This window comes from Catenibacillus scindens (assembly GCF_014202115.1).
Lineage (GTDB): Bacteria > Bacillota > Clostridia > Lachnospirales > Lachnospiraceae > Catenibacillus > Catenibacillus scindens.
Map to the genome: position 1 here is coordinate 234121 of NZ_JACHFW010000003.1, position 26643 is coordinate 260763.

General features: G+C 47.4%; 22 protein-coding genes and 1 tRNA gene. 5 read left to right on the forward strand and 18 right to left on the reverse strand.

The window, feature by feature from the left end:
- Window positions 1-166: 166 nt before the first annotated feature.
- The 7 genes from nspC to HNP82_RS06055 form a co-directional block, all read right to left on the reverse strand.
- A complete protein-coding gene (gene nspC, locus HNP82_RS06025; RefSeq protein ID WP_183772507.1) occupies window positions 167-1318 on the reverse strand; it encodes a carboxynorspermidine decarboxylase in 1152 nt (383 codons plus the stop codon).
- 23 nt (window positions 1319-1341) lie between these two features.
- Complete coding sequence (locus HNP82_RS06030; RefSeq protein WP_183772509.1) at window positions 1342-2544, reverse strand: saccharopine dehydrogenase family protein; 1203 nt, start codon at window positions 2542-2544, stop codon at window positions 1342-1344.
- Window positions 2545-2645: 101 nt separating this feature from the next.
- The gene (gene speB / locus HNP82_RS06035; RefSeq protein ID WP_183772511.1) at window positions 2646-3500 is read right to left on the reverse strand and encodes an agmatinase; all 855 of its coding nucleotides are present in this window, start codon (window positions 3498-3500) and stop codon (window positions 2646-2648) included.
- A 63-nt stretch (window positions 3501-3563) separates the two neighbouring features.
- Window positions 3564-4427 carry a polyamine aminopropyltransferase gene (speE, locus tag HNP82_RS06040; protein WP_183772513.1) on the reverse strand — a complete coding sequence of 288 codons (864 nt, stop codon included), beginning with the start codon at window positions 4425-4427 and terminating at the stop codon, window positions 3564-3566.
- Window positions 4428-4450: 23 nt separating this feature from the next.
- Complete coding sequence (locus tag HNP82_RS06045; protein WP_183772515.1) at window positions 4451-5914, reverse strand: aminotransferase class I/II-fold pyridoxal phosphate-dependent enzyme; 1464 nt, start codon at window positions 5912-5914, stop codon at window positions 4451-4453.
- Between the two features lie 125 nt (window positions 5915-6039).
- Window positions 6040-6804 carry an adenosylmethionine decarboxylase gene (gene speD, locus HNP82_RS06050; protein ID WP_183772516.1) on the reverse strand — a complete coding sequence of 255 codons (765 nt, stop codon included), beginning with the start codon at window positions 6802-6804 and terminating at the stop codon, window positions 6040-6042.
- A gap of 558 nt (window positions 6805-7362) precedes the next feature.
- Window positions 7363-9381 carry a right-handed parallel beta-helix repeat-containing protein gene (locus HNP82_RS06055; RefSeq protein ID WP_183772517.1) on the reverse strand — a complete coding sequence of 673 codons (2019 nt, stop codon included), beginning with the start codon at window positions 9379-9381 and terminating at the stop codon, window positions 7363-7365.
- A gap of 277 nt (window positions 9382-9658) precedes the next feature.
- Between HNP82_RS06055 and HNP82_RS06060 the strand changes: the two genes are divergently transcribed.
- A complete protein-coding gene (locus HNP82_RS06060) occupies window positions 9659-10570 on the forward strand; it encodes an AraC family transcriptional regulator (RefSeq protein ID WP_183772644.1) in 912 nt (303 codons plus the stop codon).
- Window positions 10571-10726: 156 nt separating this feature from the next.
- A complete protein-coding gene (locus HNP82_RS06065; protein ID WP_183772519.1) occupies window positions 10727-12097 on the forward strand; it encodes an MATE family efflux transporter in 1371 nt (456 codons plus the stop codon).
- Window positions 12098-12165: 68 nt separating this feature from the next.
- On the opposite strand, the gene HNP82_RS06070 is transcribed toward HNP82_RS06065, so the two are convergent.
- The 6 genes from HNP82_RS06070 to HNP82_RS18185 all read right to left on the reverse strand — a co-directional run bounded on the left by HNP82_RS06070 (window position 12166) and on the right by HNP82_RS18185 (window position 16621).
- On the reverse strand, window positions 12166-13308 hold the full coding sequence (locus tag HNP82_RS06070) for an iron-containing alcohol dehydrogenase (RefSeq protein ID WP_330599462.1): 1143 nt from the start codon (window positions 13306-13308) through the stop codon (window positions 12166-12168).
- Complete coding sequence (locus HNP82_RS06075; RefSeq protein WP_183772648.1) at window positions 13301-13927, reverse strand: aminotransferase class III-fold pyridoxal phosphate-dependent enzyme; 627 nt, start codon at window positions 13925-13927, stop codon at window positions 13301-13303. The genes HNP82_RS06070 and HNP82_RS06075 overlap by 8 nt, the downstream gene beginning before the upstream one ends.
- Before the next feature lie 283 nt (window positions 13928-14210).
- A complete protein-coding gene (locus HNP82_RS06080; RefSeq protein ID WP_183772521.1) occupies window positions 14211-14606 on the reverse strand; it encodes a hypothetical protein in 396 nt (131 codons plus the stop codon).
- Window positions 14607-14672: 66 nt separating this feature from the next.
- Window positions 14673-15401 carry a hypothetical protein gene (locus HNP82_RS06085; protein WP_183772523.1) on the reverse strand — a complete coding sequence of 243 codons (729 nt, stop codon included), beginning with the start codon at window positions 15399-15401 and terminating at the stop codon, window positions 14673-14675.
- Window positions 15391-16266: a DNA cytosine methyltransferase gene (locus HNP82_RS06090; RefSeq protein ID WP_330599470.1), complete on the reverse strand. Its 876-nt coding sequence runs from the start codon at window positions 16264-16266 to the stop codon at window positions 15391-15393. The genes HNP82_RS06085 and HNP82_RS06090 overlap by 11 nt, the downstream gene beginning before the upstream one ends.
- Window positions 16148-16621: a DNA cytosine methyltransferase gene (locus HNP82_RS18185; protein ID WP_183772527.1), complete on the reverse strand. Its 474-nt coding sequence runs from the start codon at window positions 16619-16621 to the stop codon at window positions 16148-16150. Before HNP82_RS18185 ends, HNP82_RS06090 begins: the two co-directional genes overlap by 119 nt.
- A gap of 140 nt (window positions 16622-16761) precedes the next feature.
- Between HNP82_RS18185 and HNP82_RS06100 the strand changes: the two genes are divergently transcribed.
- The gene (locus HNP82_RS06100; protein ID WP_183772529.1) at window positions 16762-17154 is read left to right on the forward strand and encodes a GntR family transcriptional regulator; all 393 of its coding nucleotides are present in this window, start codon (window positions 16762-16764) and stop codon (window positions 17152-17154) included.
- A gap of 3 nt (window positions 17155-17157) precedes the next feature.
- On the forward strand, window positions 17158-18579 hold the full coding sequence (locus HNP82_RS06105; RefSeq protein ID WP_183772531.1) for a hypothetical protein: 1422 nt from the start codon (window positions 17158-17160) through the stop codon (window positions 18577-18579).
- Between the two features lie 113 nt (window positions 18580-18692).
- On the opposite strand, the gene HNP82_RS06110 is transcribed toward HNP82_RS06105, so the two are convergent.
- The 5 genes from HNP82_RS06110 to HNP82_RS06130 form a co-directional block, all read right to left on the reverse strand.
- Window positions 18693-18764, reverse strand: a tRNA-Cys gene (locus HNP82_RS06110).
- Between the two features lie 381 nt (window positions 18765-19145).
- Window positions 19146-19787: a class II aldolase/adducin family protein gene (locus HNP82_RS06115; protein ID WP_183772533.1), complete on the reverse strand. Its 642-nt coding sequence runs from the start codon at window positions 19785-19787 to the stop codon at window positions 19146-19148.
- Window positions 19788-19966: 179 nt separating this feature from the next.
- Window positions 19967-21943, reverse strand: a complete 1977-nt coding sequence (locus HNP82_RS06120; protein WP_183772535.1) for an oxidoreductase — start codon at window positions 21941-21943, stop codon at window positions 19967-19969.
- A gap of 211 nt (window positions 21944-22154) precedes the next feature.
- The gene (locus HNP82_RS06125) at window positions 22155-23210 is read right to left on the reverse strand and encodes an NAD(P)-dependent oxidoreductase (protein ID WP_183772537.1); all 1056 of its coding nucleotides are present in this window, start codon (window positions 23208-23210) and stop codon (window positions 22155-22157) included.
- A gap of 114 nt (window positions 23211-23324) precedes the next feature.
- On the reverse strand, window positions 23325-24470 hold the full coding sequence (locus HNP82_RS06130; protein WP_183772539.1) for an iron-containing alcohol dehydrogenase: 1146 nt from the start codon (window positions 24468-24470) through the stop codon (window positions 23325-23327).
- A 228-nt stretch (window positions 24471-24698) separates the two neighbouring features.
- On the opposite strand from HNP82_RS06130, the gene HNP82_RS06135 reads away from it, so the two are divergent.
- Entirely contained in the window at window positions 24699-26642 is a 1944-nt protein-coding gene (locus HNP82_RS06135; protein WP_183772541.1) for a BglG family transcription antiterminator, read from the forward strand.
- Window position 26643 lies beyond the last annotated feature (1 nt).

The following is a 26643-nucleotide window of genomic DNA, read 5'->3' on the forward strand; positions in this document are numbered from 1 at the left end:
CGTTGCCGGTCCCTGAGAACTGTTATTTTCCTATCCTGGAATCATTTTAGTTCTTTTCTTTTGATTTTTAAAGTAAGCACTTTATTGTGCCATGGTTACCTGGATGTAACTATTAGAAATGAAAAAAGCCTCAGAGCAGCTACCTCCAAGGCTTTCATTTTACATTTTACGACAACCGCCCTTTAAAGTCTTCATATCCAAAAGACTTCACCACGGTAATTTTTCCCTCTTTATCCCGCCACAGGATATCCGGCAGGGGCATTCCGTTAAAGGTATTGGTCTTTACCATTGTATACAGGGCCATATCCTCAAAGACAATCCGCCTGCCCTCTACAAGTGGGCGGTCGAAAGAATAATCCCCGATCACGTCACCGGCCAGACAGGTCGGCCCTCCCAGACGGTAAGTGTATGGTTTCTCCTTTGCCTTTCCCGAATCCATCACCGGGGGACGGTAAGGCATCTCCAGAACGTCAGGCATATGGCAGGCCGCCGATGTATCCAGAATGGCCAGATGCATATCATTTTCCATAATCTCAAGAACACTGGACACAAGGTATCCGGCGTTTAACACCACAGCCTCGCCGGGCTCAAGATACACTTCCACATTGTAAGTGTTTTTCAGATGGGTGATGATCCGCTCCAGGCGGGGAATATCATATCCCGGTCGGGTAATATGATGACCGCCGCCAAGATTGATCCACTTCACCATGGACAGCCAGGGACCAAACTGTGTCTCCACTGCTTCCACTGTCTGTTCCAGGGCGTCAGAATCTTGTTCGCACAAAGTATGAAAATGCAGGCCGTCCAGCATAGTCATCACTTTGGGGTTAAAATTTTCCAAAGTTGTTCCAAGGCGTGATCCGGGAGCGCAGGGATCATAGATGGCGTGTCCTTCCTGAGTAGAACATAAAGGATTAAGGCGCAGTCCTATGGACTTTCCGGCAGCTTTGGCCTTGGCTCCAAACTTTTCCACCTGCGACGGTGAATTAAATACAATATCATCGGCACAGGCAAGGATATCGTCAAACTCTGACGGACGGTACGCCGGACAATATACATGGGTTTCTTTTCCAAAGTACTCCTGGCCAAGACGGGCCTCGTAGAGACCGCTGGCCGTTGTCCCGCACAGATACTGTCGGATCAGGGGATAGGCGTAAAACATGGAAAATGCCTTCTGGGCCAGCAGAATCTTACATCCGGTGCGGTCCATAACCCCTTTTAAAATCTCAAGATTGTGGATGAGGCCCGCCTCATCCACAACAAAACATGGTGTCTTTACATGCTCCCACCACGGTTCGGCGGAAATTTTTCCCGGCATTTCACTAAAAACTTCCTTTTCCATCAGTCTACCAGTACCGGATTATAAGATTCTTTCCATGGAAGTCCCCAGCGGTTAAGGGCGTCCATAAACGGGTCCGGATCAAACTCCTCAATATTGTGTACACCCGGTTTATTCCATGTACCGGTCATAAGCATCATAGCGCCAATCATGGCCGGAACACCGGTAGTGTAAGCTACCGCCTGAGAGCCTACCTCTTTGTAGCACTCCTGGTGGTCGCAGATATTATACAGATAGTAGTGCTTTTCCTTGCCGTCCTTTTTGCCCTGGAAAATGCAGCCGATGTTGGTCTTTCCCTTTGTCCTCGGTCCAAGAGTGGAAGGATCCGGAAGAACTGCCTTTAAAAACTGAAGAGGAACGATCTCTTTACCTTCAAACATAATCGGCTCAATGGATGTCATGCCTACATCTTCCAGGCATTTCAGATGAGTCAGGTAGCTCTCTCCAAAGGTCATAAAGAAACGGATACGCTTGATCCCTGGGATATTTAAGGCAAGGCTCTCGATCTCCTCATGGTGAAGAAGATACATATCTTTCTCCCCAACGCCCTCAAAATTATACACTCTCTTGATCTCCATAGGTTTTGTCTCAACCCAGTGGCCATCTTCCCAGTAGGAACCGTTGGCGGAAACTTCCCGGATATTAATCTCCGGATTAAAGTTTGTGGCAAATGGATAACCGTGGTCCCCGCCGTTACAGTCCAGAATATCAATATAGTTGATCTCGTCAAATTCATGTTTTAAAGCGTAGGCGGAAAATACGCCGGTCACACCGGGGTCAAAACCGCTGCCAAGGAGGGCGGTAATACCGGCCTTTTCAAAGCGCTCTCTATAGGCCCACTGCCAGCTATATTCAAACTTCGCCGTATCTTCCGGTTCATAGTTGGCGGTATCCACGTAGTTGGTCTTTGTCGCCAGGCAGGCTTCCATAATGGTCAGATCCTGATAAGGCAGTGCAAGGTTTAAAACAACATCCGGTTTCACCTTCTCAATGAGAGCCACAAGTTCATCCACATTATTGGCATCCACCTGGGCGGTTGTAATCTTTGTCTTTGTCTGTCCTTCCAGCTTTTCCTTTAAGGCATCACATTTGGACTTTGTACGGCTGGCAATACAAATCTCCTCAAACACTTCACTGTTCTGGCAGCATTTGTGAATAGCCACACTGGCTACGCCGCCGCATCCGATAATCAACGCTTTTCCCATAGCATTTTCCTCCTTCTGATATGAAAGTCCGTTACAATTGGCAGCCAGAAACACTGGCTTTCACTGGTTTTAGTGCCGCGCATCCCGCGGCATGTCAGTGTCTATAACGCCAGAAGCATCTCCCTCACCAGCTTGCAGGCCACCATGGTGGATACCCCGCTGGCATCATAATGGGGAGAAAGCTCATTCACGTCGCAACTTACAACATTGGCATGACCACAGACATAGGTCACTGCCTGACGCAGAGCGTCAAAACTCACTCCTCCAGGCTCCGGCGTCCCTGTTCCCGGAAAAATGGACGGATCTAAAACATCCAGATCCACGGTAAAATACACCGGCGCATCTCCCAGTGATCTTACAGTCTCCTCAATACCTTCCAGATTAAAACGGTTGGTAAATACATGCTCTTTGCCCCAGGCAAATTCTTCCCGGTCTCCTGAGCGAATGCCAAACTGCCAGATCTTCCCGTCGCCGATAATCTCCCAGCAGCGGCGGATCACACAGGCGTGGGACCAAGATACGCCAAGATACTCATCCCGCAGATCCGCATGGGCGTCCAGATGGATTATATTTATATCCGGATAGGCGCTGGCTGCTGCCCGGAAAGCTCCGAGAGTCACCAGATGCTCGCCGCCCAGCATAAACGGCAGTTTCCCTGCCTGAAAAATGGCTGTCGTCTGATTTTCAATGGCTTTTAAGGCCATCTCTGTATTTCCAAAGCACAGCTCCAGATCTCCGCAGTCCATGACCGGAGCGTCAATCAGGTCCTTATCCTGGTAAGGACTGTAGCTTTCAATCCCGTAGGACTCCCGGCGGATGGCCCCGCTCCCGAACCGCGTGCCCGGACGATAGGACGTCGTCGAATCAAAAGGAGCGCCGAACAGGGCAATCTTTGCCTCCTTAAAAGGCTTATCGCACTCAAGGAAGGTCTCCACGTTGTTAATCACAAACTCCATAAACTTTGTATCCTCCAAACTCTAACACAGCGTAACAGTTCAGTCACCAGAAAGTCATCCAGATCAGTCCGGCGTCAACTCCACATTGGCCAGCAGTTCTTCCACATAGGCCGGCAGATAGAAAGCACCTTTGTGGAGGGTTGTTGTATAATACCGGCATGGAATCCCTCTCTGATTCCACTCCGCCTCCCTGAGATCCTTCAGCGGATGGTACTTCTTTGACGCGAATCCAAAGAGCCAGTGTCCGGAAGGATAGGTGGGAATGTGGGCCTGGTACACCCGGCTGATAGGAAAGGACTCAACGATCCGCTTGTGAGCCCGCTGGCAGGCCACCGCGTCCTCCGGATAAAAGGGGCTTTCATGCTGATTGACCATGATCCCGTCATCTTTAAGCGCCTTATAGCAATTTCCGTAAAACTCCCGGGTAAACAGCCCTTCCCCCGGACCGAAGGGATCTGTGGAATCCACAATAATGAGATCATAACGGTCGTGGCAGGCGCGGATAAACCTAAGACCATCCTCATAGTGGATGTGAACCCGCTCGTCATCCAGCCATCCGGCCGTCTGAGGCAGATATTTTTTACAGACTTCCACCACCTGCTCATCAATTTCCACCATATCAATGTTTTCGATATCCTTATAGCGCACCAATTCCCGGATCACTCCCCCGTCCCCGGCGCCGATAACAAGAACATTTTTAACGCAGGGATGCACCGCCATAGGTACATGGGTGATCATCTCATGATAAATAAATTCATCCTTTTCTGTCAGCATCATATAACCGTCCAATGTGAGAAAACGGCCGAATTCCGGGGATTCAAACACATCAATCCGCTGAAATTCACTCTGTCCGCTGTATAACTGACGGTCCACCCGGATGGACATTTTCACATTAGGCGTATGTTTTTCTGAAAACCAAAATTCCATAGATACCTCCTGTCCCAAATGAGTTACTGTTCGCAGGCTTTGATCACATTAAGCCGCTCAATATTGGCATCTTCCGGGCCGGTCATAGAACAGCCCTTCTCTTTGGCATACAAAATATAGTCAATAATGGGCCGGGTAATCCGCTCTCCCGGCGCAAGTATAGGTATCCCCGGCGGATAACACATGACAAACTCACTGCATATCCAGCCTTCCGCCTCTTCCAGCTTCAGAGATACCTTATCGGCATAAAATGCGTCCTGGGGGGATACAGCCACTTCCGGCTCAATATATTCCTGGCTCATCAGGCTTACCCGAGCTCTTGCAAATCTGCGGCGGACCTCAGCCATGGCGCTGACCAGCCGCTCAATATCCCTGGGACGGTCGCCAATAGAAATATAGGCCAATATATTTCCCAGATCTCCAAATTCGATCTGTATATCATACTCATCCCGGAGCAGATCATAAACCTCAATCCCCGCCAGCCCTACCGGCAGAGTATTGACCGACAGCTTGGTCACATCAAAATCATAAACGCTGTCTCCGTTGCACAATTCCCTGGAGTAAGCGTAATAGCCGCCGATATTATTAATCTCCTCCCTGGCATATTCCGCCATGCGCACCACCTGGGCAAATGCCTCTTTGCCCCTGAGGGCCAGATTGCGCCTGGAAATATCCAGACTGGACAACAGAAGATAGGAGGCGCTGGTGGTCTGGGTCAGATTAATGATCTGACGCACATACCCCTCCGGCATTGTAGGGCCTGTCAGAAGAATAGAACTCTGAGTCAGGCTTCCGCCGGATTTGTGCATGGAAACCGCCGCCATATCCGCCCCGGCCGCCATAGCGGACACTGGAAGACCTTCGCCAAAATAAAAATGAGTCCCGTGAGCCTCGTCCACCAGACAGTACATCCCATATTTGTGGGCCAGCTTCACAATTGATCTTAAATCCGAACAGATTCCATAATATGTGGGATTATTTACAAAAATCGCCTTGGCATCAGGATTTTCCCGGATGGCCTTTTCCACCTGTGCCACGCTCATCCCCAGGGGGATTCCAAGGTCATCGTTGCACTCCGGGTTCACATAGACCGGCACTGCTCCGCACAACACCATAGCGCACATAACACTTCGGTGGACATTCCTGGGCAAAATGATCTTCTCCCCCCGCTTGGCCACAGACAATACCATGGCCTGAACAGCGCTGGTGGTCCCTCCCACCATCAAAAAGGCGTGGGCGGCGCCAAAAGCCTGAGCCGCCAAAATCTCCGCATCCCTTATAACGGAAATGGGATGGCAGAGATTGTCCAGAGGCTTCATGGAATTTACATCCATCCCCACACAGCGTTCCCCAAGGAGGGCCGTCAGTTCCGGATTTCCCCGGCCTCTTTTGTGTCCCGGCACATCAAAAGGCACTACCCGCATTTTACGAAACTCTTCCAGTGCCTCATAGATTGGCGCCCGCTCCTGAGAAAGCTTTTCTTTCATGCCCCTCAACTCCTATCTTTTAGTTGGTTACAATTCGCAGTCCGATTTGAAGCAGTTACCCACCTTCTTACGAGCAAGCTCGACAAATCTGTGTAACTGCTTCAAATCGACTGTAAATAGTAACTTTAGTTGCTGTAAATATTGCGCCCGCTGAAAATCTCGATCATCTCCCGGCGCAGATTATTCATGATCTCCAGCCGCACTTTCGGCGGAAGCTCATAGACATCGGTCTTAAACAGATAATTCTGAAGATCAATTTCTTTAATCATCATCTTTGTATGAAAAATATTGGAATCGTACACATTGATATCCACTGTGTCATACCGGTTTAACGTCTCCTGGGCAATGTAATCCTGAATAGACGTGATCGTATGATCAAGAAAAAGTTTCTTTCCATTAACATCTCTTGTAAAGCCCCGGACACGGTAATCCATAGTAATAATGTCCGAATCAAAGGAGGAGATCAGATAATCCAGAGTGGATAAAGGCGTGATTTCCCCGCAGGTTGCGACGTCAATATCCACCCGGAATGTGGCCAGACATGTCTCCGGGTGATATTCCGGATAAGTGTGGACCGTCACATGGCTTTTGTCCAGATGGGCCAACTGGGTCCTGCCTGCAGGAGTCATAGAGCCTTCTGCAATAAGAATGGCCACCGACGCCCCCTGAGGCTCGTAATCCTGCTTTGCTATATTCAGTACCTTCGCGCCGATCATATCCGTCAGATCCGTCAGGATCTTAGTCAAGCGCTCGGAATTGTACTGGGAATCAATATATGCAATATAATCCCGCTGCTCCCTGGCCGTCTTAGCGTAACAGACATCATAAATATTAAAACTTAACGCCTTTGTCAGATTATTAAATCCATATAACTTTAACTTATCCACCACGGTTCTCCCTCCCGTTTTATTTCTGCGGACAGTGAGCCAAGCGGACGCGCTTGCGCGTCCATTTAGCGAGCGCCGGAGCAACACGTTCCGCCTGTGAACTCCCGCGCCGGAAACGGCCGCTTTAGCAACCGTTTCCCATGAAAAAAACGCAAGCAGAAGTATCTGCACATTCTGCTTGCGTAATCATCCATTATGAATAAAGTCACGAACCCGCAGTCTCAAAGTTCTGTCATACAGATGACCACGTTCCGGCTTTCGTAAATACCAATTCAAACGGATTCCTTCGCACAGAGTCTATATAGCAAATATCTTACTTTTACTACTCTTATTGATCGTTTCACAAGTTGATGTGCGGTGATCGCACTGGTTATAAAGTGACCAACTTATAAAATTTGAGCTTCTAACTCAATCAATAAGGCAACAAATGTTGCCAATCGGCAGTTGACCCGGCTGTCCGTATGGCCTTTACCCGAAACCGCGATCCGTCCGGGTGGTCAAAAGAATATTTGCATGGAAACTCAACTCTAAGCTATGAAATCCCATGACAGGCTCATTTTATTATATTTTCCGAAAAATGTCAATGCTTTTTACACTGCCCGCAAAGGGACCGGGAAGAGGTATCATTTTCCGTTTTTCTCCACAATAATCTGTATCAAAAATAATCGGTGTTCCATCGGGAGCTTCAAACTTCTGCTCCGGTTCAAAAGCCTCCCCAAGATAGCCGGTTGTCACAAGAATCGTGTCCATATCCGGCATATGATCATAGAGATCTGTATCAAAGTATATCCTTCCGTCGGCCTCCTTCAACTCAAAATTTACAGCCGCGTCAGTCACCTGGCAGAAGTCCCTCTCCCCGTCATAAGGCTGGGCGCCGTTAAAATACACGTTGCCGCCGGAATACACCGGAAGATGATCATAATAGAAATCCTTCCCTGTGTGGGCGGTCACTGTCTCATAAGTAAACTGCCCAAAATAAGTTTTGGCATCGGGATAACCGTCATAAGGCTTTGTCCCGCAGATAAGATTGCACTGGTTCAGGCCGTCCGCGTGATCTTTCGTCACCTGGTCTTTAATGCCATCCGGCACCGGCTGCTGAACAAAAATATTGTTGTAAAAACGGGCGTCCCCGTGAAGAATCGTCATAAAACCGGCAATTTCCGTGCGGTGAGGCACATGGTAAGGCGTATACCTCGGCGTCGGAAGATTGACACCGCCGTTATCGGTGCCGTTGCCTACCCATGTGAATGAACCGGCGATAAGATTGTGGACAAATGCCAGTCCCTGGGTACTTAGGCGGCAGGCGCAGGCCGACAGCAGGAGATTGTTGTCCACAAGGGTCGGTCCATGGGAAACCTCAATAAAAATATCTTCTCCAAGAGCCAGCCCATTACTGATTATTGTCCCTTCAGGGGGAACGTTGTCATGGAACAGATTTCCTGTGACGCGGGTTCCCTGAGCCTGCCAGTCCAGCCACAGCCCCCTGGTACAATGATGAAAATGGTTCCTGCGGATGATCACGTCAATAGCCGCGTGAAGTTTTATTCCGCCGATCTCAGCGCCCCCAAGATCCTGCATGTTGTTAATATGATGAATGTGATTGTCCTCAATAATGGAGAAAACACAGCCCAGATGTCCTACGATACCCGTCTGGCCGCAGTCATGGATATTGCAGCCCCGGATAATGTGGGAACCGATATTTTCTTTTGTCCAGCCCTCTCTCTGAGCCTGGCAGATCGCGTCCCGCTCCGTCTGTGTGCCATCCTTAAAAAACCGAGTTGTCCATTTATTTTCATTTTCCGGCTGGAGATATTTACCCAGGGAAATACCGCTGCATCTGGAATGGGAAATTTCACAATTTTCAATAATCCATCCTTTAGACCAGTGAGGGCCGACCATCCCTTCCTGCTCAGCCGTTGGCGGAGCCCATGTGGTTGCCGCCTGGCGCACCGTAAAACCGGACAGTGTAATATAATTTACTCCTGTCTTATCAGGGTAAAAACAATTTCTGCGCACGTTGATCTCCACATTCTCGCAGTTTGGGTCAGCCCCCTGGAAATTTGCGTAAATTTCCGTAAAATCGCCGGACTGACATGTATACCAGCGGTACAGCGTTCCCTCCGGGTCCCAGGACCGGTAATCCATCACGGGATTTTTAATATCCTCCAGTGAAAATGACTCATACATCGCCTTTCCATTGAGATAAACCTCCCCGGTATGGGCCGGGTCCGGAGAGAAATACCAGTCCCCGGAAATCACCGTTGTATATGGATTGTAATTGCCAAAAAGGGTGTTTGGCACTCTGGCCATCCACACATTCCCCTCACAGTGTTTCCAGCCTTTAACCGGCTCCGCTCCGGTAATCACCGCCGCCAGAGGCTCCTGAGAGCGATAGATGATCCTGTGGTCATTATCCGTACCTCCATTGACAGGATTGACATACTCCCGGTAGATTCCCGGTGCCACAATAATTTCGTCCCCGGCCACGGCAATCCCCGCTGCCTCACGGATTGTTTTAAAAGGACTTTCCTTTGTTCCCCAGCCATTGATTTTGGCGTTGGCAGATACATAATAAATCATACGCCCCATTTCCTCCTTGACTTTACTTTCTATTGGTAAATATAATGTAACTATTCAGCCATGCGGCTGTTTTAATAAAAATAAGATGCATGGCTGAATAGTCACAATATAATTATAATGAAAATAAAGTTTAAAAGATATCCCTATACTGTCTGAAAATATAAAAATCCTGCCAACTCACAGCCATCCGACTTTAACAAACTCAAAAGTACGTCTCTGTGCGGCATTCGGCTTTGGCAGATTTTCCATGTGAAAGGTGATGATCCTCTTGCCTGTAATGCCCATCCTTATAGACAGCAGACAAAAAGAACGGATTTTATTCCGCAATGAAATGCTGCCCTACAGCCTTTACACCCCAAACCCTCATGGCTGTCTCCTTGGAGATATTCCCTGGCACTGGCATGACGAATTTGAATTTGGAAGCCTGCTTAGGGGCAGTATCCTTTACAAAACCAGCCGCCACGAATATATACTTCGTGAAGGGGACGGCATTTTTATTAATTCGGGAACACTGCACTATCTTCATCCCCTGGAACCCAGAGAAAATGTTTTATTCCAATCTCAGTTTTTTAGCGGAGAATTTCTCGCCGGCGCCCGGGGCAACCTTTTTGACCTGAAATACATCGCCCCGGTGCAGGGACAAAAACTTCTGGACGCCCGCCCCCTTTACCGGGAAAATTCCAGGGATGCCTCCTTTCTTGACAAGCTGCTGGACGCCTCCCGCATAGCTCAAAGTGATGAGGCTTTTTCCCAGCTTCGCCTGCGCAGTCTGTTTTCTGCGCTGTGGGAAGATGTCTACCGCTGGGCCGCCGAAACAGGCAGTGAAAATGCCCCTTCGCCGTATTCAGAGGACGAACGCATTAAAGACATGCTCTCCTTTATACAGCAAAATTTCAGCCACCGGCTGACTGTCCGACAGATTGCCGGCGTCATCCCCATCAGCGAACGGGAGTGCTATCGGCTTTTTAAGAAGCATCTGGGGATCAGCCCGGTGGAGTACCTGACAGACATAAGACTCCAGAAAGCGCGGGAGCTTCTCATTGAAAGTGACAAATGTATTTTAGACATTGCCCTGGAAACCGGCTTTGGAAGCAGCAGCTACTTTGGTAAAATTTTCAAACATCAGATAGGGATAACCCCGAAAGCATACCGCCAAAACAATACCGGCGGTGAAATACCCCTGCTGTAACAGTTCCGCCCGTCCATTCCTGATGGCAAAACTGTTACTCGGAGTTTTACATTTCCCATATTGACAATCCCTGAAAGATATGATAACACATGATTAGAGAAAATAAGGACTGTCCGGTCATTTGCCGGGCAGTCCAATTTTGCGAGGGAAAATGATATGAATGAAACAAAGTCACCAACTGTAAAAAATGCCATTACCGAGGGCGTTATCTGGAAGCAGCTTCTGATCTTTTTCTTTCCCATTTTGCTGGGAACGTTTTTTCAGCAAATTTATAACACCGCTGACGCCATTGTGGTGGGACGTTTTGTTGGAAAAGAAGCCCTGGCCTGCGTCGGCGGTTCCACCGCCCAGATTATTAATCTGATCGTCGGATTTTTCGTCGGCCTCTCTTCCGGCGCCACTGTTGTCTTAGCCCAGTACTACGGCGCGAAAGATAAAAATAATGTGGAACGGGCCATGCACACAGCGGCCGCTTTTGCCATCATCGGCGGCCTGATCATTACTGTTCTGGGCATTGTCCTTACACCACAGATGCTTGCGCTGCTTAATACTCCAAAAAATCTTATGGAAGGATCCTCCCTTTATCTGCGCATTTATTTTGCCGGCGCCCTGTTTGTATTTATCTACAATATCGGATCCGGACTGCTTCGGGCTGTGGGGGACTCTAAACGGCCGCTGTACTTTCTCATCATCTGCTGCTGTTTAAACATTGTCCTGGATCTTGTTCTCGTCGTCGGCGCTCATATGGGCGTGGCTGGCGTTGCCATAGGCACTTTCCTCTCCCAGGGCGTCAGCGCCATCCTGATCGTTATCACACTGATGCGCACCAGGGATATGTACCAGCTTCACCCACGCAAGATCCACCTTCACGGAAATATTTTTAAATCCCTTTTGAAAATCGGTCTTCCGGCAGGATTTGAATCCGTCCTTTACACCATCTCCAATATGATCATCCAGGCATCCTTAAATTCTTTTGGAACGGATACGGTCGCCGCCTGGACAGCCTACGGCAAGATGGATTCCCTGTTCTGGATGGTTTTAAGCGCCTTTGGTATTTCCATCACAACGTTTGTAGGACAAAACTTCGGTGCAAAAAAATACGACCGTATGCGAAAAAGCGTCCGTGTCTGCCTTGGACTGGCTATTGCCGTCTCCCTGATCCTCACTGTATTTTTCCTGTTCCTGGGGCACTATGTTTTTATGCTGTTTACCACAGACGCCGGCGTTATTGATATCGGCATGGGTATTTTGCGGATCATGGTTCCCGGTTACACCATCTATGTATTTATTGAGATTCTCGCAGGCGCCCTTCGGGGAACCGGTGATGTGATCATCCCAATGACCATCACCTGCGGCGGCATATGTGTGCTGCGTGTGATCTGGATATTCATCGCCATGCCTATGCGCCCGCAGATCAGCACCATCATTTACAGCTATCCCATCTCCTGGGTCATCACCGCCATTCTTTTTATCTGCTACTACACATTCAGGCAGCGCCAGCGGATGAAAAAAGAAAAGGAAAATTAATCATCTGAAGCAAAGAGGGTGTCCCGCCAGCCATCACATGGCTTTTGGGGTACCCTCAATCACTATATTTACATCGCTGCCCGATAAAGATCAGCGATCTCTGCTTCCGTAAAAACAACGGGATTACTGGCCACGCCTGCGGCTGAAACCTTCATACAATTATGGGCCATCCAGGGGATATCCGCTTCTTCGATCCCTAGATCCGATAATGTGCAGCTCAGATCCAGTTCCCCTATAAAGGCGCGGATCCGTTCTCCACAGTCTGTCGCGTCCCTTCCGCCAAAAATCCTGGAGATCTCACCATACTTTTCAGGACAGCCCTTAAATGATGCCTCGATCACAACAGGAGTAAGCGCTGCAAGGCCCTGTCCATGAACAATATCTTTCAGGCCGCTGACCGGATGTTCCATGCCGTGGGCTAAAGTAACGCCGGCGGTGTTAATAACCATTCCACCGATGGTACTTGCCAGTGTGATTTTATCCCACGCCTCCCCATCATCTTTGTGCTTATAGGCCTTTACAAGACAGTCCGCGGTCAGCTTCATAGCATACAAAGCCAGAGCGTCTGTAAAGGGCTGCGCCATTCGGGATGTATACGCCTCCATACTGTGGCATAGGGCGTCAAAACCGACAGACGCCAGCACTTTTCCAGGCATGGTCATCATACACTCCGGATCTACAACAGACACTGCGGGAATAATGGCATTGCAGCGAAGGGATTTTTTATCATTGTTTTCCGGATTCGTCAGGACGGCGAATCCGTTGCCCTCTGACCCGGTACCGCAGGTGGTAGGTATCACCAAAACAGGCAATGCCTTCCGGCTGAATTTCCGATTAAAAATATAGTCGTTGATATCCCCGGTATTGACCGCCATAAAAGCGATGGCTTTTCCACAATCCATCACGCTTCCGCCGCCGACAGCCACAACCATGTCACATTCTTCCTTCACAGCCATGCTGGCGCCTTCCAGAGCCGTGGTTGTCAGAGGATTCTTGGATGCCCTGTCAAAGAGTACATGGCCTATTCCTGCCGCCTCCAGGGCTGTGACCACTTTATCATACAACCCTGATTTTTTCGCGCTGTTTTGTCCGGTAACAATCAGCGCCTTTTTCCCGTACGGCTTTGCCATCTCTCCAATCTGCCGGATCTTTCCTCGGCCAAAAACAATATTCACCGGAAGATAGTAGGAGAAATCCATCGTCTTATACATTTGCGGATACCGCCCTTTCAAAAATATCCAGTCCCGCCTCAAGCTGTTCATCTGTCATAACCAGTGGTGCCAGAAAACGGATCACATTGTGATAAGTTCCTGCCACTTCCACGATTAGTCCCATAGACGCGCAATCATTAATGATTTTAGATGTAAGTTCAGGGGCCGGCTCTTTTGTTTCTCTGTTTTTGACAAACTCAATGCCCACCATAGCGCCCATGCCGCGGGCATCTCCGATCACCGGGTATTTTTCCGCCATCTCTTTATACCTGTCCATCACTTTCTTCCCAATCTCACATGCCCGGTCGGCCAGGTGATCTCTTTCCATAATCTCAATGGTTTTTAATGCCGCCGCGCAGGCCAGAGGATTTCCGCAAAAAGTTCCGCCGATCGTCCCAGGCGCCACAGCGTCCATCACTTCATCCCTGGCAATAATGGCAGAGAGGGGAATGCCTGCGGCAATGGACTTTGCCGCGGCGATAATATCCGGGCAGGCGCCGGCCTCTTTCCAGTATTCCGAAGCAAACATCCTGCCGGTCCTGCAAAATCCCGTTTGAACCTCATCAGCAATAAAAATAAAGGCGCAGATTTTAAAAAATCTGCGCCTTTGCAGCCTAATGCAAAAGGAGCTGTCCCTTTAATGGTGACAGCTCCTTTGCCGGTTTTTAGGCCAAATAGTTGCTATTCACAGTCGATTTGAAGCAGATACACAGATTCGTCGAACTTGCTCGTAAGAAGATGGGTACCTGCTTCAAATCAGCCTGCGAAGCAGGAACCTCCGCCAAATGAGCAATCGAAGCTGCGGCAGCAGCTGTAAAGCCTGCAAAGCAGGCGGGATTGCGAATGCAGCGCGGAGGGGACTGTGAATAGTAACGCCAAATAAGGGCTTACATAAAACTTTTTCATTGCAGTCTTTTGATCAAATCCTGTATCCACGCTTCGCAAGGTTCATCAATGGGAGCTATTTCCGACCGTCGCTGAGCAAAGGATTCCACCACTGCCGTAAGCCATTTCTCCCCAATCCCGTCCAGTTGGGCAGCATTAATGCCCCGTGTCTGATATTGAAGCCATTCGTCAAAGGAGAACAATTGTATCTCTGCCCCGGTCTCGGCAGAAATTTCTTCCGCCCGTTCCACAATATCCCTTCTCCGGTCAACCTTGCTGTCCACAATAAACCCGGCAGTCCTTACGCCCGGCGATGTCAATATCTTATCCCGCAGCTCTTCAAGTTCATCTCTTAAATAGGGCTTGCCATATTTGGCGTCCCAGGCTTCCACAATAACACGCCCGTCCTTCAACTCAACATCACCGATATTTCCATGATGTCATCCCCCTTATATTAGTTCTGTTCCAGCGTTTCCTGTTTATTTTATCTTCTTTCTCAACTGTACGCTCTGAGGCGTCAAAGTGGGAAAGGCATATGGCACAAGCCAATATCCTTCCTCAATCTGCGGATTTGTGTTGTGGTTGCGAATCTCATATCCGAGAAACCGCAAAAGTTCTCCGATTTCTGTAAGTTCATTTTTTGAAGTATTCCAACAGGCAGCTAACTCATCTGACGAAACCAGTTTTGCCACCGCCACTCCAGACACCACTTTGCAAATAATATCCCTATATCTGACATGACTATTAATGCTGCACTCACATTTCAGTCGGGGGATGTACTGATAATAGCCGTTAAGCTGGACAATATCTGCCTTTATGGAGTGAATCGCCAATTCATGTTCAAAAGCCTTCCATGCCACTGTAAAGGATCGCAATTCATCTGAAAATACGTTTATAATGACCTCATCAATGCCAAGGTTCCAGTCCTCTCCGTTGGGGCGTATATGGATATCAATAACACTGTCCTCTATTCTGTCCGAATTGGATCTGACCGCGATTTTTAACCTATTTCCCCAATCCACTGTAACTTCATACTGGCTGTCACAAGATTTTTCAACGACCTCAAATTTAAATGTATCGGTCATCCGGCACAAATATCTGTGGGAATCCGGAAGCACAGTTCGATGTTCTCTGAGAGATTCTATGGCCATCCTTGCCTTTTCCTGATATATGGCTGTCAGTTGACGTTTCCGCTTTCTAAATGTCAACTCCTCCCCCCTCCTCCAAAGGGGACAGCTTAAAAGGAAATTTTGTCTTAAAAACCTGCTGCCGGATAGCAATGGACATAATGCGGGCCAGTTGAGGCGGAACAGAATTGCCAATCTGCTTTACCGCCGTCTGCTTCGTCCCGCTGATTTCATAATCATCGGGAAATGTCTGCAGCCGCTTATACTCTGAGCAGGCAAAGGGACGGTTTTCCCAGTGAAAGGGCCCCGTATACGCGCCTCCCTGGGCTTTTATTGTCCTCACCGGCGTATTTGGATCTGCCTTATAAAGAAAGTCTGAGAACTTTGACCGCCATGCAAAAATTGGCGTGGGATGCCCCATCTTTTCTGTGTAAAAGCTGTAATTTAACCCGGGAGGAATGTTGTCCAGCAAAGCGCCGTATTTCCCACCGATTCCGGTTTTTCGCTCATCCGGCGTCAGTTCAACGCCCGTGACCGCCGTTTCAGCGTTATAAAATGGCGCGCCGTCGGGAGAGTCCGGCCCGTGCGTCGGTCTTGGAAACTTAAATTTTCCTTCTTTTAAACCTACAATAAGCAGCCTCTCTCTATGCTGCGGTACTCCATAGTCCGCCGCGTCAACAATTCTGTAAAATAATTGATAACCTGCATTAGAAAAGCTCTCTGAAATTTCTTTCCAGGCTTTTCCTCCCTGAGCGCCCATAATCCCGTAGACATTTTCAAAGAGGAATCCAGCAGGAGAAATTTTTTCAAGCAATCTTACATATTCCCTAAACAAAATGCCTCTCGCATCCTGGGTTCCGGCCACCCCGTTGGCCCGGCGTCCTGCGGCGCTGAATGTCTGACACGGCGGACCGCCGATAATAAAGTCGATTTTTTCCCAGATGATCGCCGGTATAATCTTTTATGTCCACACACTGAACTTTACAATTTTCAAAACGCTTTCCCTGACCGGAATTTAGTTCCAGTGTCTGACAGAACTTTTTTTCAATCTCCACCGACTCTATGATTTCAAATCCCACATCACAAAAACCAATATCCAGCCCTCCTGCGCCGGAAAATAAACTTAATGTTCGTATATTTTCAATGTTATTTTCGGACAAATAGCTCCTGACAGCTTTTCCAAATAAATCCGGCCATGCCGGTATATTGTTATCACATCCGAGAATATCGCAAATATCACTGAATGTATTTTTTTCTTCTCCCATTGTAAATAAAGAAAGCTGCTCCATACTCTTTACCATGTCCTTTCTAAAGCGGTTCTATTATACGCTATTTCAGTCCTTTGGGCAAATCTTTTGTAACTATTCATATTCTCCTTGACGCTAAGTATTATTTGTATTATTATATATAATACAAATAATACTTAAAAGCAGGTGAGAATATGCTGATTACATTAGATACAAAAAGTGTGATTCCCATTTATGCCCAGCTTCGCAACCAGATTGTTGCAGGCATTGGCCGGGGAGAATTGAAAGCCGGGGAACATCTTCCTACAGTGCGCCAGCTCGCTGCCGATGCCGGGGTGAATACCATGACAGTAAATAAGGCGTACCAGCTTTTAAAAACCGAAGGTTTTATTGAGATTGACCGGAGGAAGGGGGCCACTGTATGCCCTGTAGGCTGTGGAAATAGCGATTATCGGGAAAAACTGGAAAAAGAACTGGAACTTTTATCTGCAGAAGCCTGTCTTAAAGGTGTTGGGTGTGAGGAATTTCTTCAATTGTGTAAAAATATTTTCGGACAGATGCATCCCACATGTATCGAGGAGGGATAAGCCATGATAACAGCCATTATGATCTGTATGTTTGCCGCCATCACTCTGAGCATGGTCGGTTTGTGCGGCTTTGTCTATTCCGGCAGGGATAAATTTCATGAAGGCATGATCCTGGGAATCCACATTCCGGAAGATCAGAAGGATCACTCCGATGTCTTGATCCTTACGGGAAAGTACCGCCGAACACTCCGCCGTTTTCAGTGGATCAACCTCGCTGTGGGCATGATCATCTCTTTTCTCCCGATTTTTACCATGGGTATCAGCACCTTACTGTGGGTTCTGTGGGCATTGGAATATTGCTGTATTTTCTCACTGATACGCATCCTGGCCCAGCGGAAGATGTATGCGCTGAAAGTCCGCCATCAGTGGTTCATGCCGCAGACTCACGCCACTATTGCCATTGATACACGAGTCAGTGCTATGTCCGCTCATTTCCCCATTTCCTGGAAGTGGCATTTGATCCCATTTGCCGTGGGCCTGCTTTTCTGGTGCATACCGGCTGCCCGACGTTCTTTTCTTTCCGTCTCCGGAGCGTGGAGCTTCCCGGCTATCGCGGTTTTTATCCCTCTGTTCTTTCTTGTACTTCATCAATGTCTGACTTCCCGCAAAAACACAGTTTACAGCAAAGATTCACAGGTTAACGAAAAGATCAACCGCCTGGAAAAACGAACCTGGTCCATCGTCATCATCGCGGCCGATTACGCCAGTTTTTCCGCAAGCCTGTATATATCTCTGAGATTTTTTGCTGCCAGAAGCCTCCATCTGTGGGACTATATCATCTATGCCGCTGTAGATTTTCTCGGAGCCGCAGCTATCATCGCCGGAGTTTTGATTATTGTGCAGCAAAGGCGCATTTTCCTGGATGCAGATCAAGCGCCGCTGATTTCCGATGATGATGAATATTGGAAAAATGGTTGGTATTCCAACCCAGATGACCGTCACCTCTGGGTCCAAGATCGCCTGTGCAGCACCAACTATACTTTGAATATGGCCCATCCTGGTGCCAAGTGGTTTCTGTCCATCACCGGTATTTTTGTTGTCGCCGCTGTAGCAGTATGTGTCGGCGTTGCCGGTATACTTCACCAACTGGATACAGCCTCCGTATCCATGGCAATAGATCAGGATACAGTCACCATCTCCTACGCTTTCTACGACTGCAGTTTCGGCGCCGAAGATATCCTTGGCCTCAGACAGCTCGATGCGCTCCCCGACGATGACTTCCGACGGACCAACGGAGGGGATACCGATCGTCTCCTTGTAGGTTTTTTCCGAAACGGACAGGATGAAGATGTCATGATGTTTATGTACAAAAAGGAATCCCCGGTCATTGAGATCGACCTGACAGATCAGACAGTTTTTCTCAACAGTGATGTGGAGGGCCAAACACAAAGCTGGTACCATCAGCTCAGCCAGTTAGCGCAGTGACTATCCAGGCAGTGTCTTCAGTGCATGATATGTATAACTTTGTACAAGTTTTCCCAAATGCAAAAAGTGCTTCAAACCCGCATAAATACTGGATTTGAAGCACTCCATAAGAAAGGCGCAGACCGGATTTGAACCGGTGAATCAAGGTGTTGCAGACCTTTGCCTTACCACTTGGCTACTACGCCAATACCTGTTACTAGTTTATTATAACAACATGAAAAATATTCGTCAATAAAAAACTTATTTATTTTGTAACTACAGTTCAGCCATCGTTACTGTTCACACAGCAGCCAGACACTTGCTGTCTGGCTGCGTAAGAAGGTGATTCAGGTGTTCGCAGGCTTCTTTTGCGAAGCAAAACTTTAAATAAAGCCTGCGAAAGTTACTGTTCTCTGGCTTGCCAGTGAACAGTAACTTTCAGGAATGGGGCAGGATGGTTTATGCTTGCATAAGGACCAGCCATCAGAGATAAGCGGATATTTTTCCCATTACAAAACCCGCCCTGCAAAAATGCAGGGCGGGACAGATCCTATAATGAAAGAAATTGTATCTGTATAAAGCGAAAATTAAACAGCCTGGTCAGCAGCGATCAGAGCTTTCATAGCTGCAACAGCTTCTTCGGACATTGGCTGGAATTTGCCGAGAAGTTTTGCATAGTAAGCAGTCTGAGCCATTTCCTCTGTGTAGATTGTAGCGGACATAGCTGCTTTCATATCTTTACCGCAACAGAACATACCATGGTTTTTAATCAGAACGGCGCGACCGTCAGCGCCCAGTGTCTCAACAACACGCTGTGCAACTTCATCGCTTCCCGGCATTGTAAATGGCACAATACGTACAGGAACAAACTCTGCCTGAGGAGGAGTTGTCGGCTGAAGGGGCTCGTCAAGCATAGCCATAATTGTAGCGAACATACCATGTGTATGTACAGTTGCTTTAACGTCCGGACGGCTTCTTAAAACTGCTGTGTGCATCGGAACTTCTGATGATGGTTTGAAAGGACCATCAATCCATTTTCCGTTCATATCAACAATAGCGATCTGATCTGCTGTCATATGAGTATATGGAATACCGCTTGGAGTGATAGCTACGACATCGTCAGTATCATCTCTTAACGCGATATTTCCGGATGTTCCGTTGATCAGGCCAAGGTCAACTGCCTGAAGGATTGCTTCGAGAACCTGTTTTCTAATGTTTTCATACTTCATAACAAATTCATCCTTTCACTTTATATCGTTTAAAAAGGTGGTGATCCGAAATCTGGCACATACCAGACCCCGGCATCAGTTCTTCTTGGGCACTGTACTGAATATCCAGTCTCCCACTATTTTAAGTATAGTATTATTCAACTGTTTTTTACATGACACTTTTATCAATTTTGTTCGATTTATACAAGAAGCGCCATGTAATAGCCGTTATTAATAGCATCGTAAATCTGGCCAACCTTCTTACAGTCGCCAAGGATATAATACTCGTCAACCTTGTCGCAAAGAGCGTCAACCTTGTCATAAGGCGCTCGGAAACCAACAGCGATGACAACGGAATCAGCTTCCACAAGAAATTCCTCTCCGCCTCTTTCGCAGATAACGCCTTCCGGTGTAATCTCTTTCACAGTAGTGTTTACATAGCATGTGGCCGATTTATTAATTTCCGGCATCAAGCCGCCCCGGTAGAAGGAATTAACCTCCATGGCAACATCCGGCTTCATCTCGATAATCGTACATTCCTTGCCTTCGTGCTTGAAAGACACCGCGCCCTCAGCGCCTACAAGACCGCCGCCAATAATGGCTACTTTCTTGCCAAGTTTTTCCGGATGAAGTTCCGCATCGATAGCCATAATAACGTTAGGCAGGTCAATACCTTTGATCGGCGGCTTAAATTCATTGGAGCCAATAGCGACCATCAATGTATCCGGTGCAAACTGCTCTACATATTCCGGAGTCACTTCTGTATTATAAATAACATTTACGCCGGCTTTCTTTACTCTGCGAATAAGCACATTACAGAAATCCGCAATATCTTTCTTAAAGTAAGGTGCGCCTGCAGGGTGAAGATTACCGCCCAGTTTGTCGGTCTTTTCTACCAATGTTACATTGTGTCCCCGGTTAGCCGCTGTAATGGCTGCTTCCATACCTGCGGGGCCGCCGCCGGCAATAAGGACTTTCTTTCTCCGCTCGATAGGTTTAACGCCGAACTTGGCGCCCATCTGCTGTCCCATGGTCGGATTCACTGTACATTTTAAGGAATCAGACTTAGACGTCTCTCCAAAACATTCATAGCAGCGCAGACACGGGGTAATATCATCCTCTCTGCCTTCAAATGCTTTCTGGGGCAGGAACGGATCTGCCACAAGACCACGGGCGATCTCTACAAGGTCTGCCTGACCGGAAGCAATAATTTCTTCCATCTGAGCAGGATCAATCAGAGAACCAACGCAGGCTACAGGTTTATTCACATGTTTTTTAATGGCTGCTGCCAGATACACGTTGACGCCTCTCGGATAAAATGCGGACGGATGAGTACGGCAGAACATATCCGGATCTTCATGGTTTCCGCAGGAGATATTGAACAGATCTACTTTGTCCTGAATCATCTCAGCAACCTTAATGCAGTCCTCAAGACCTAATCCTGCAGGGGTCAGATCATCACCGGACAGACGGCATTCAATTGGGAATCCAGGGCCAACGCCTTCACGAACTTTATCCAGAGCCATCATCAGGAAGCGGGCACGATTCTCCAGAGATCCGCCAAACTCATCGGTTCTCTGATTCATTACCGGGGAAAGGAACTGAGAGAACAGCCATCCATGGGCCGCATGTACCTGCACCATATCAAATCCGCAGTCCTTGCAGAGCATAGCAGCGTTTTTATAGGATTCCAGAATCTCATAGATCATGTCTTTGGACATCTCATAAACTTCCCCGGCCGGTGTAACCTCATGACTTGGGCCATAGGCAACCGCATTTACGTCCCGGTCACCGCCAACGCTGGCAAGACCGCCGTACTTTCCGCCGTGGGAAAGCTGGATGTTCGCATAACAACCGGCATCATGAATAGCTCTGGCCATCTCAGACAGGCTGTGGCGAACGCCTTTGGAATCTAACTGAAGCTGAACATTATGAGATTTTCCGGTCGCGGAATGAACAATAGCCTCGCCATAAGTTACGACAGCAGCGCCGCCGCTGGCTTTTTCAGACATATAGGCAATCATTTCCGGTATAACATGACCTTCGGTTGATATCATTCCCGGACTTGTCGGGGCTCCTATGATTCTGTTTTTAAGCCGGATATTTCCGATCCGGATAGGCGAAAAAAGATGTGGAAATTTTTCACCCTTTCTATGACATTGACATTTGTTTTCCATAGTAAGTAAACCTCCTGTTACTATTCACGGTAGCCGGAAACACCTGCTGTTTCCGGCGTAAGAAAGTGATTCAGGATGCGCTTAAACCATTGCGCAGCGAATTTTCCGTGGTTTAAGCGCATGTTACTGTTCACCCCCGTGAACAGTAACAACCTCCTTGATGTTGTCCCGCGGCATTTTTCCTACCGCGGGAAACAACAGCATTTATACATTATTTTTTAAGCTTCCAGAGATATTTTCTTGGTTCGCCTTTCAGGTAAGCGATAACTTCATCGCCCATCATGTTTCCGGACCATCCGTCAACATCTGTTGTCAAACCTGCCATATGAGGTGTCAGAGTTACATTTCTCATGGACAGCAGCGGATGATTTGCCGGGATTGGCTCCTGCCAGAATACATCGACAGCAGCTCCGGCAATTGTGCCATTCTGAAGAGCTTCTACAAAATCTTTCTGGTCAATAACCGCAGCTCTCGCTGTGTTAATCACATAAGCAGTCTTCTTCATCTTGGAGAACCAGTCTTTGTTGACCATACCCTTTGTGGACGGAAGAACCGGTAAATGAATGCTGATAATATCACTCTGACTTAACATTGTATCCAGATCTACAGCCTTTGCTCCGTCAGCCTCAATCTTTTCAACCGGGCAGTAAGGATCGTAAGCGATAACATCCATGCCAAAAGCCATAGCTCTCACTGCAACCTCGCGGCCGATAGCGCCGTAACCTGCGATACCAAGAGTTTTTCCATACAGTTCAAAGCCGATGCCGTAATCTGTAAACGGATGGTTGGCATCCAGAGGACCCCATGTAACATTCTTAACATCAGGAACATTGTAAACATCATCTACAGGAGCGCCCAGATGCTCGCCTTTCTGAAGGCCGGTGCTGCTTAATGCCAGACGTCTTGTGGAGGCAATCATCATACCAATACAAAACTCCGCAACAGCAACGCGGTTTCTTCCCGGTGTATAGGAAAGTTCAAGCCCTGCGTTAGCAATAGCGTCATAGTCGACAGTAGCCGGTGTACCTTTGGCAACGCCAAGGAACTTCATGCCGGCATTCGCCCACGCGGTAATTGTGTCCGCTCCGGCGTATTCATCGCCAAGAACAACAAGCTCGCTGCCCATGCACTCTTCACGGGTCATTTCTTCTGTAACATTTCCTTTGCCATGCTTTAACTCACCGCAGATTGTCACGTCGCAGTATTCTTTAATAATATCCAGTTTTTTGTCTGGGATTGGTGTGCATAATGCCATTTTCTTTTTCATTTCAGATTCCTCCAGTATTGATTAAAAGTAAAAGTAACATTCAATCGGCTGAACTGCTATTCTAAGTCTTTGACAGTTCAACCCGTGCCATCCCTGATGGCTGAACTGCTATAATCAAAATGCTTTCTTTAAAATTTCGATAACCTGTTCTTTTGTAATATTCTGACGTGGGTTGAAGCCAAGTACCGGCTCTTTAAGTACATCTTCTGCCAGCATATCAAAATCTTTTTCCTGGATGCCCTGCTCGGACAAGGTCTTAATGCCAAGATCTTTTGTCAGATCTTTCAGCGCGTTGGCAAGGGCGTATTTATCTTCATCCATGTTGCCTGTGAGAGGAAGATCAATATCTTTAGCAAGCTCGACCATCTTCTCAGGGCAGCTCTCAGCGTTAAATTCCATAACATAAGGAAGAACTGTAGCGTTAGCCATACCATGGGCAAGACCGAAATGAGCGCTCAGTGTGTGGGCAATACCGTGAACAAGACCAAGGTTGGCGTTGGAGAAACCAAAGCCTGTGATCACGCAGCCGAGCATCATCTGCTCTCTGGCATCCATGTCAGATCCGTTATGTACAGCAGTACGGATATTGTTATACAGGATATTGAGACCTTTCAGAGAATTATACTCTGTCATCGGAGTCGCCATGTTGGAAATGTAGCTCTCTACCGCATGTGTGATAGCATCCATACCTGTAGCGGCTGTAACGGAAGCCGGCATAGTCTTTGTAAATTCAGGATCAGCGATAACATGGCTTGGTGTCAGCTTGTTATCAATAATAACGTATTTAATAACCTTCTCTGTATCAATAAGCGCAACAACGTTTGTGATCTCACTGGAAGTACCTGCTGTTGTCGGGATAGCGATAAGAGGATGAACCGGATTCTTCACCATGTTCATTCCGCCGTACTCGCCGATCTTACCTGGGTTTGTCATTAATACGTTCACAGCCTTCGCAAGGTCGATGCTGCTGCCGCCGCCGACAGCGACAAATCCGTCAACATTGGCCTCCTTCGCGATAACTGCAGCTTCCTCAACCAGCTCGTTGGATGGATTGGGAAGTACTTTATCAAAAACGGTTACATTAACATCAGCTTTTTTCACCTGGTCCAATACCTTTTCAGAAATTCCCGCAGCTTTAACGCCCTGATCGTAGATAACCATAACATTCTTAATGCCATTGGCTTTGATCACCTCAGGAAGCTTTTCTGCTGCACCCCTGCCAAATTCAATGTCACTTTTCACAAAAAAATTGTAGCTCATGTTTTGTCCTCCTACCTTTCTTTTTCTGACTATATAGTAATCTATGAGGCAATTTTACTCAAACCGACTTTTTCCGCTATAAAGTGGAAATCAAGAGTTACTGTTCGCTGGCTTGCCAGTAAACAGTAACAATCAAGAGGATACTTTACTCAATCTGAACTTTTTGGTAAAATATATTAAAAGTCAGTAGTGCCGCGGATTCGGGCGGTACGGAAAGGAACTATAAGAATGGAAACGTGGAGCCTGTCATTGCGCCAGCGAAAATTGTTACATATCATGCAAAATCAGCCGTCTTTTCTCACAAGCAGCCAGCTTGCCAGACAATTGAATGTATCTCCCCGTACTATTCGCAATGATATTGCTGAGATCAACAAAAATCTTGAACCGTTTCACACACGGATCGTCTCGGAGAAAAGCAAAGGCTATTTTTTCCATTCGGAGAATCCAGACATTTTACGGCAATTGGGACATATGGACAACGCCTTTTTTACCCGGGAAGAACGAGTGCGCTATCTCACATTTACGTTATGTCTGTCAGACATCCCATTAAATCTTTATGATCTGGAAGAGGAGATTTTTGTCAGTCATACGACACTGGAGCATGATCTCAACGATCTTAGGGAAAAATATGTCCTGTCGCCGCCTTATATCTCTCTTATCCAGGTCAAAGACGAACTGTCCTTTGAGGAAAACGAGCGCAAGCGGCGCTCCATATTAAACCGTCTTTTCCATGAGGACTGGAATTACAACTCAAAAGGCAACGCCTATTATGGCAGTGTCTTTTTGGATGAAAAAATTCTTGATACAGTATCTCTGACCATCAGTCATTACTTAAACCTTTACTCCATACGTCTTGAGGACCCTAACCGGGTCATGCTTGATCTGGCTGTTGTGATCATGTATCTTCGCGTCCGCCAGGGCCATCTGATTGAAGATATTCAGAGAGATATTGCGGACACTCCAGCCTGGCAGGCGACAAAAGATATTATGGAAGCCCTTGAAAAGCAACTGGACATTGCTTTCCCTAAGTGCGAGGTCACTGAAATCTATACAAAAATTGCCGGCGCTCGCCTTATGGACGCCCGCCAGTTAAACTTTTCCACCATCGGACATTATTTTGATTACCAGACAATTCATATGGCCAACGCCTATATACAGCGAATACACAAATATTTTGACTTGGATTTTTCCGCCGATGAGGATTTTTATATTACCCTGCTTCAATATATCCGATATTTTCAAATGCCGGAACATATTTTTAATATCCAGGAAAATATCAATCTGACCCGGCAGCGTCTCACTGTGGAATATGAGATCGCCTGGCTATTTCAGGACATTGCCATAGAATATCTTGGCCGCACGGCAGACAGCTCTGAACTTTTATACCTTGCGCTATGTATCAGCGGTGCCATGGAATATCTCAACCAGAATATACCGGAACGCAAAATCCGGGCCATCATCTGCTGCCACTTAAATCTTCCCGCCATGTGGGCTTTAAAGCGAAAACTTCTTGGCGCTTTCGGATGTTATATGGATGTCATCGAGTTGCTCCCGGTTAACGAAAAAGACTCCTATGATTTCACCAATATTGATCTCATCCTGTCGACAACCAGGAAAAATATTCCCGTACCTGATGGAAGTACAGTGCTGTTTATTTCACCCTTTTTAAACGACCAGGATCACCGAAATATTGAAAACTATATTAACCTGCGCCATACTCAAAGCCTGTATCTGTCTGATCAGACTTCTCCGGAACGGCTTTTTAAAGAGGCTGTATGGCATGAAAACGTTGAAAATATAGATAAAATAATCCTTTTAAAGCTTTTAGCCGGGGATGTGGCAAACACCCAGGAGGAACGGGATAAGCTTTTTGAAACCATCTCACGGCGGGAAAAAATCCTTTCCTACGCCTACCATCCGGGCATTGCCTTCGTCTATGCCCTAAAGCCAGAAGGCGATCCCCGTCTGTCGGTGGCTACCATGGAACACCGTATTTTGTGGAATGGCATTAAAATCCGCACAGTCATTATGGCCGCTATTCCCACTGACCAGGCGATACTGTTATTTTACCTTCTTGAAAAAATTTATCAGAAAGATGTCCCTGAAGACAGGATTAAAAATCTCAGGACAAAAGAAGAGATTTACCAATATATTACAAATGAAAGGAAGTGAT

What these genes read in the sequence shown, in the direction of transcription:
- HNP82_RS06105 (WP_183772531.1), top strand. Translation starts at nt 17,158, where the DNA reads ATGATAACAGCCATTATGATCTGTATGTTTGCCGCCATCACTCTGAGC.
- HNP82_RS06065 (WP_183772519.1), top strand. Translation starts at nt 10,727, where the DNA reads ATGAATGAAACAAAGTCACCAACTGTAAAAAATGCCATTACCGAGGGC.
- HNP82_RS06060 (WP_183772644.1), top strand. Translation starts at nt 9,659, where the DNA reads ATGCCCATCCTTATAGACAGCAGACAAAAAGAACGGATTTTATTCCGC.
- HNP82_RS18185 (WP_183772527.1), bottom strand. Translation starts at nt 16,621, where the DNA reads ATGGTAAAGAGTATGGAGCAGCTTTCTTTATTTACAATGGGAGAAGAA.
- HNP82_RS06100 (WP_183772529.1), top strand. Translation starts at nt 16,762, where the DNA reads ATGCTGATTACATTAGATACAAAAAGTGTGATTCCCATTTATGCCCAG.
- HNP82_RS06115 (WP_183772533.1), bottom strand. Translation starts at nt 19,787, where the DNA reads ATGAAGTATGAAAACATTAGAAAACAGGTTCTCGAAGCAATCCTTCAG.
- HNP82_RS06030 (WP_183772509.1), bottom strand. Translation starts at nt 2,544, where the DNA reads ATGGGAAAAGCGTTGATTATCGGATGCGGCGGCGTAGCCAGTGTGGCT.
- HNP82_RS06070 (WP_330599462.1), bottom strand. Translation starts at nt 13,308, where the DNA reads ATGTATAAGACGATGGATTTCTCCTACTATCTTCCGGTGAATATTGTT.
- HNP82_RS06130 (WP_183772539.1), bottom strand. Translation starts at nt 24,470, where the DNA reads ATGAGCTACAATTTTTTTGTGAAAAGTGACATTGAATTTGGCAGGGGT.
- nspC (WP_183772507.1), bottom strand. Translation starts at nt 1,318, where the DNA reads ATGCCGGGAAAAATTTCCGCCGAACCGTGGTGGGAGCATGTAAAGACA.
- speB (WP_183772511.1), bottom strand. Translation starts at nt 3,500, where the DNA reads ATGGAGTTTGTGATTAACAACGTGGAGACCTTCCTTGAGTGCGATAAG.
- speE (WP_183772513.1), bottom strand. Translation starts at nt 4,427, where the DNA reads ATGGAATTTTGGTTTTCAGAAAAACATACGCCTAATGTGAAAATGTCC.
- HNP82_RS06055 (WP_183772517.1), bottom strand. Translation starts at nt 9,381, where the DNA reads ATGATTTATTATGTATCTGCCAACGCCAAAATCAATGGCTGGGGAACA.
- HNP82_RS06135 (WP_183772541.1), top strand. Translation starts at nt 24,699, where the DNA reads ATGGAAACGTGGAGCCTGTCATTGCGCCAGCGAAAATTGTTACATATC.
- HNP82_RS06120 (WP_183772535.1), bottom strand. Translation starts at nt 21,943, where the DNA reads ATGGAAAACAAATGTCAATGTCATAGAAAGGGTGAAAAATTTCCACAT.
- HNP82_RS06045 (WP_183772515.1), bottom strand. Translation starts at nt 5,914, where the DNA reads ATGAAAGAAAAGCTTTCTCAGGAGCGGGCGCCAATCTATGAGGCACTG.
- HNP82_RS06125 (WP_183772537.1), bottom strand. Translation starts at nt 23,210, where the DNA reads ATGAAAAAGAAAATGGCATTATGCACACCAATCCCAGACAAAAAACTG.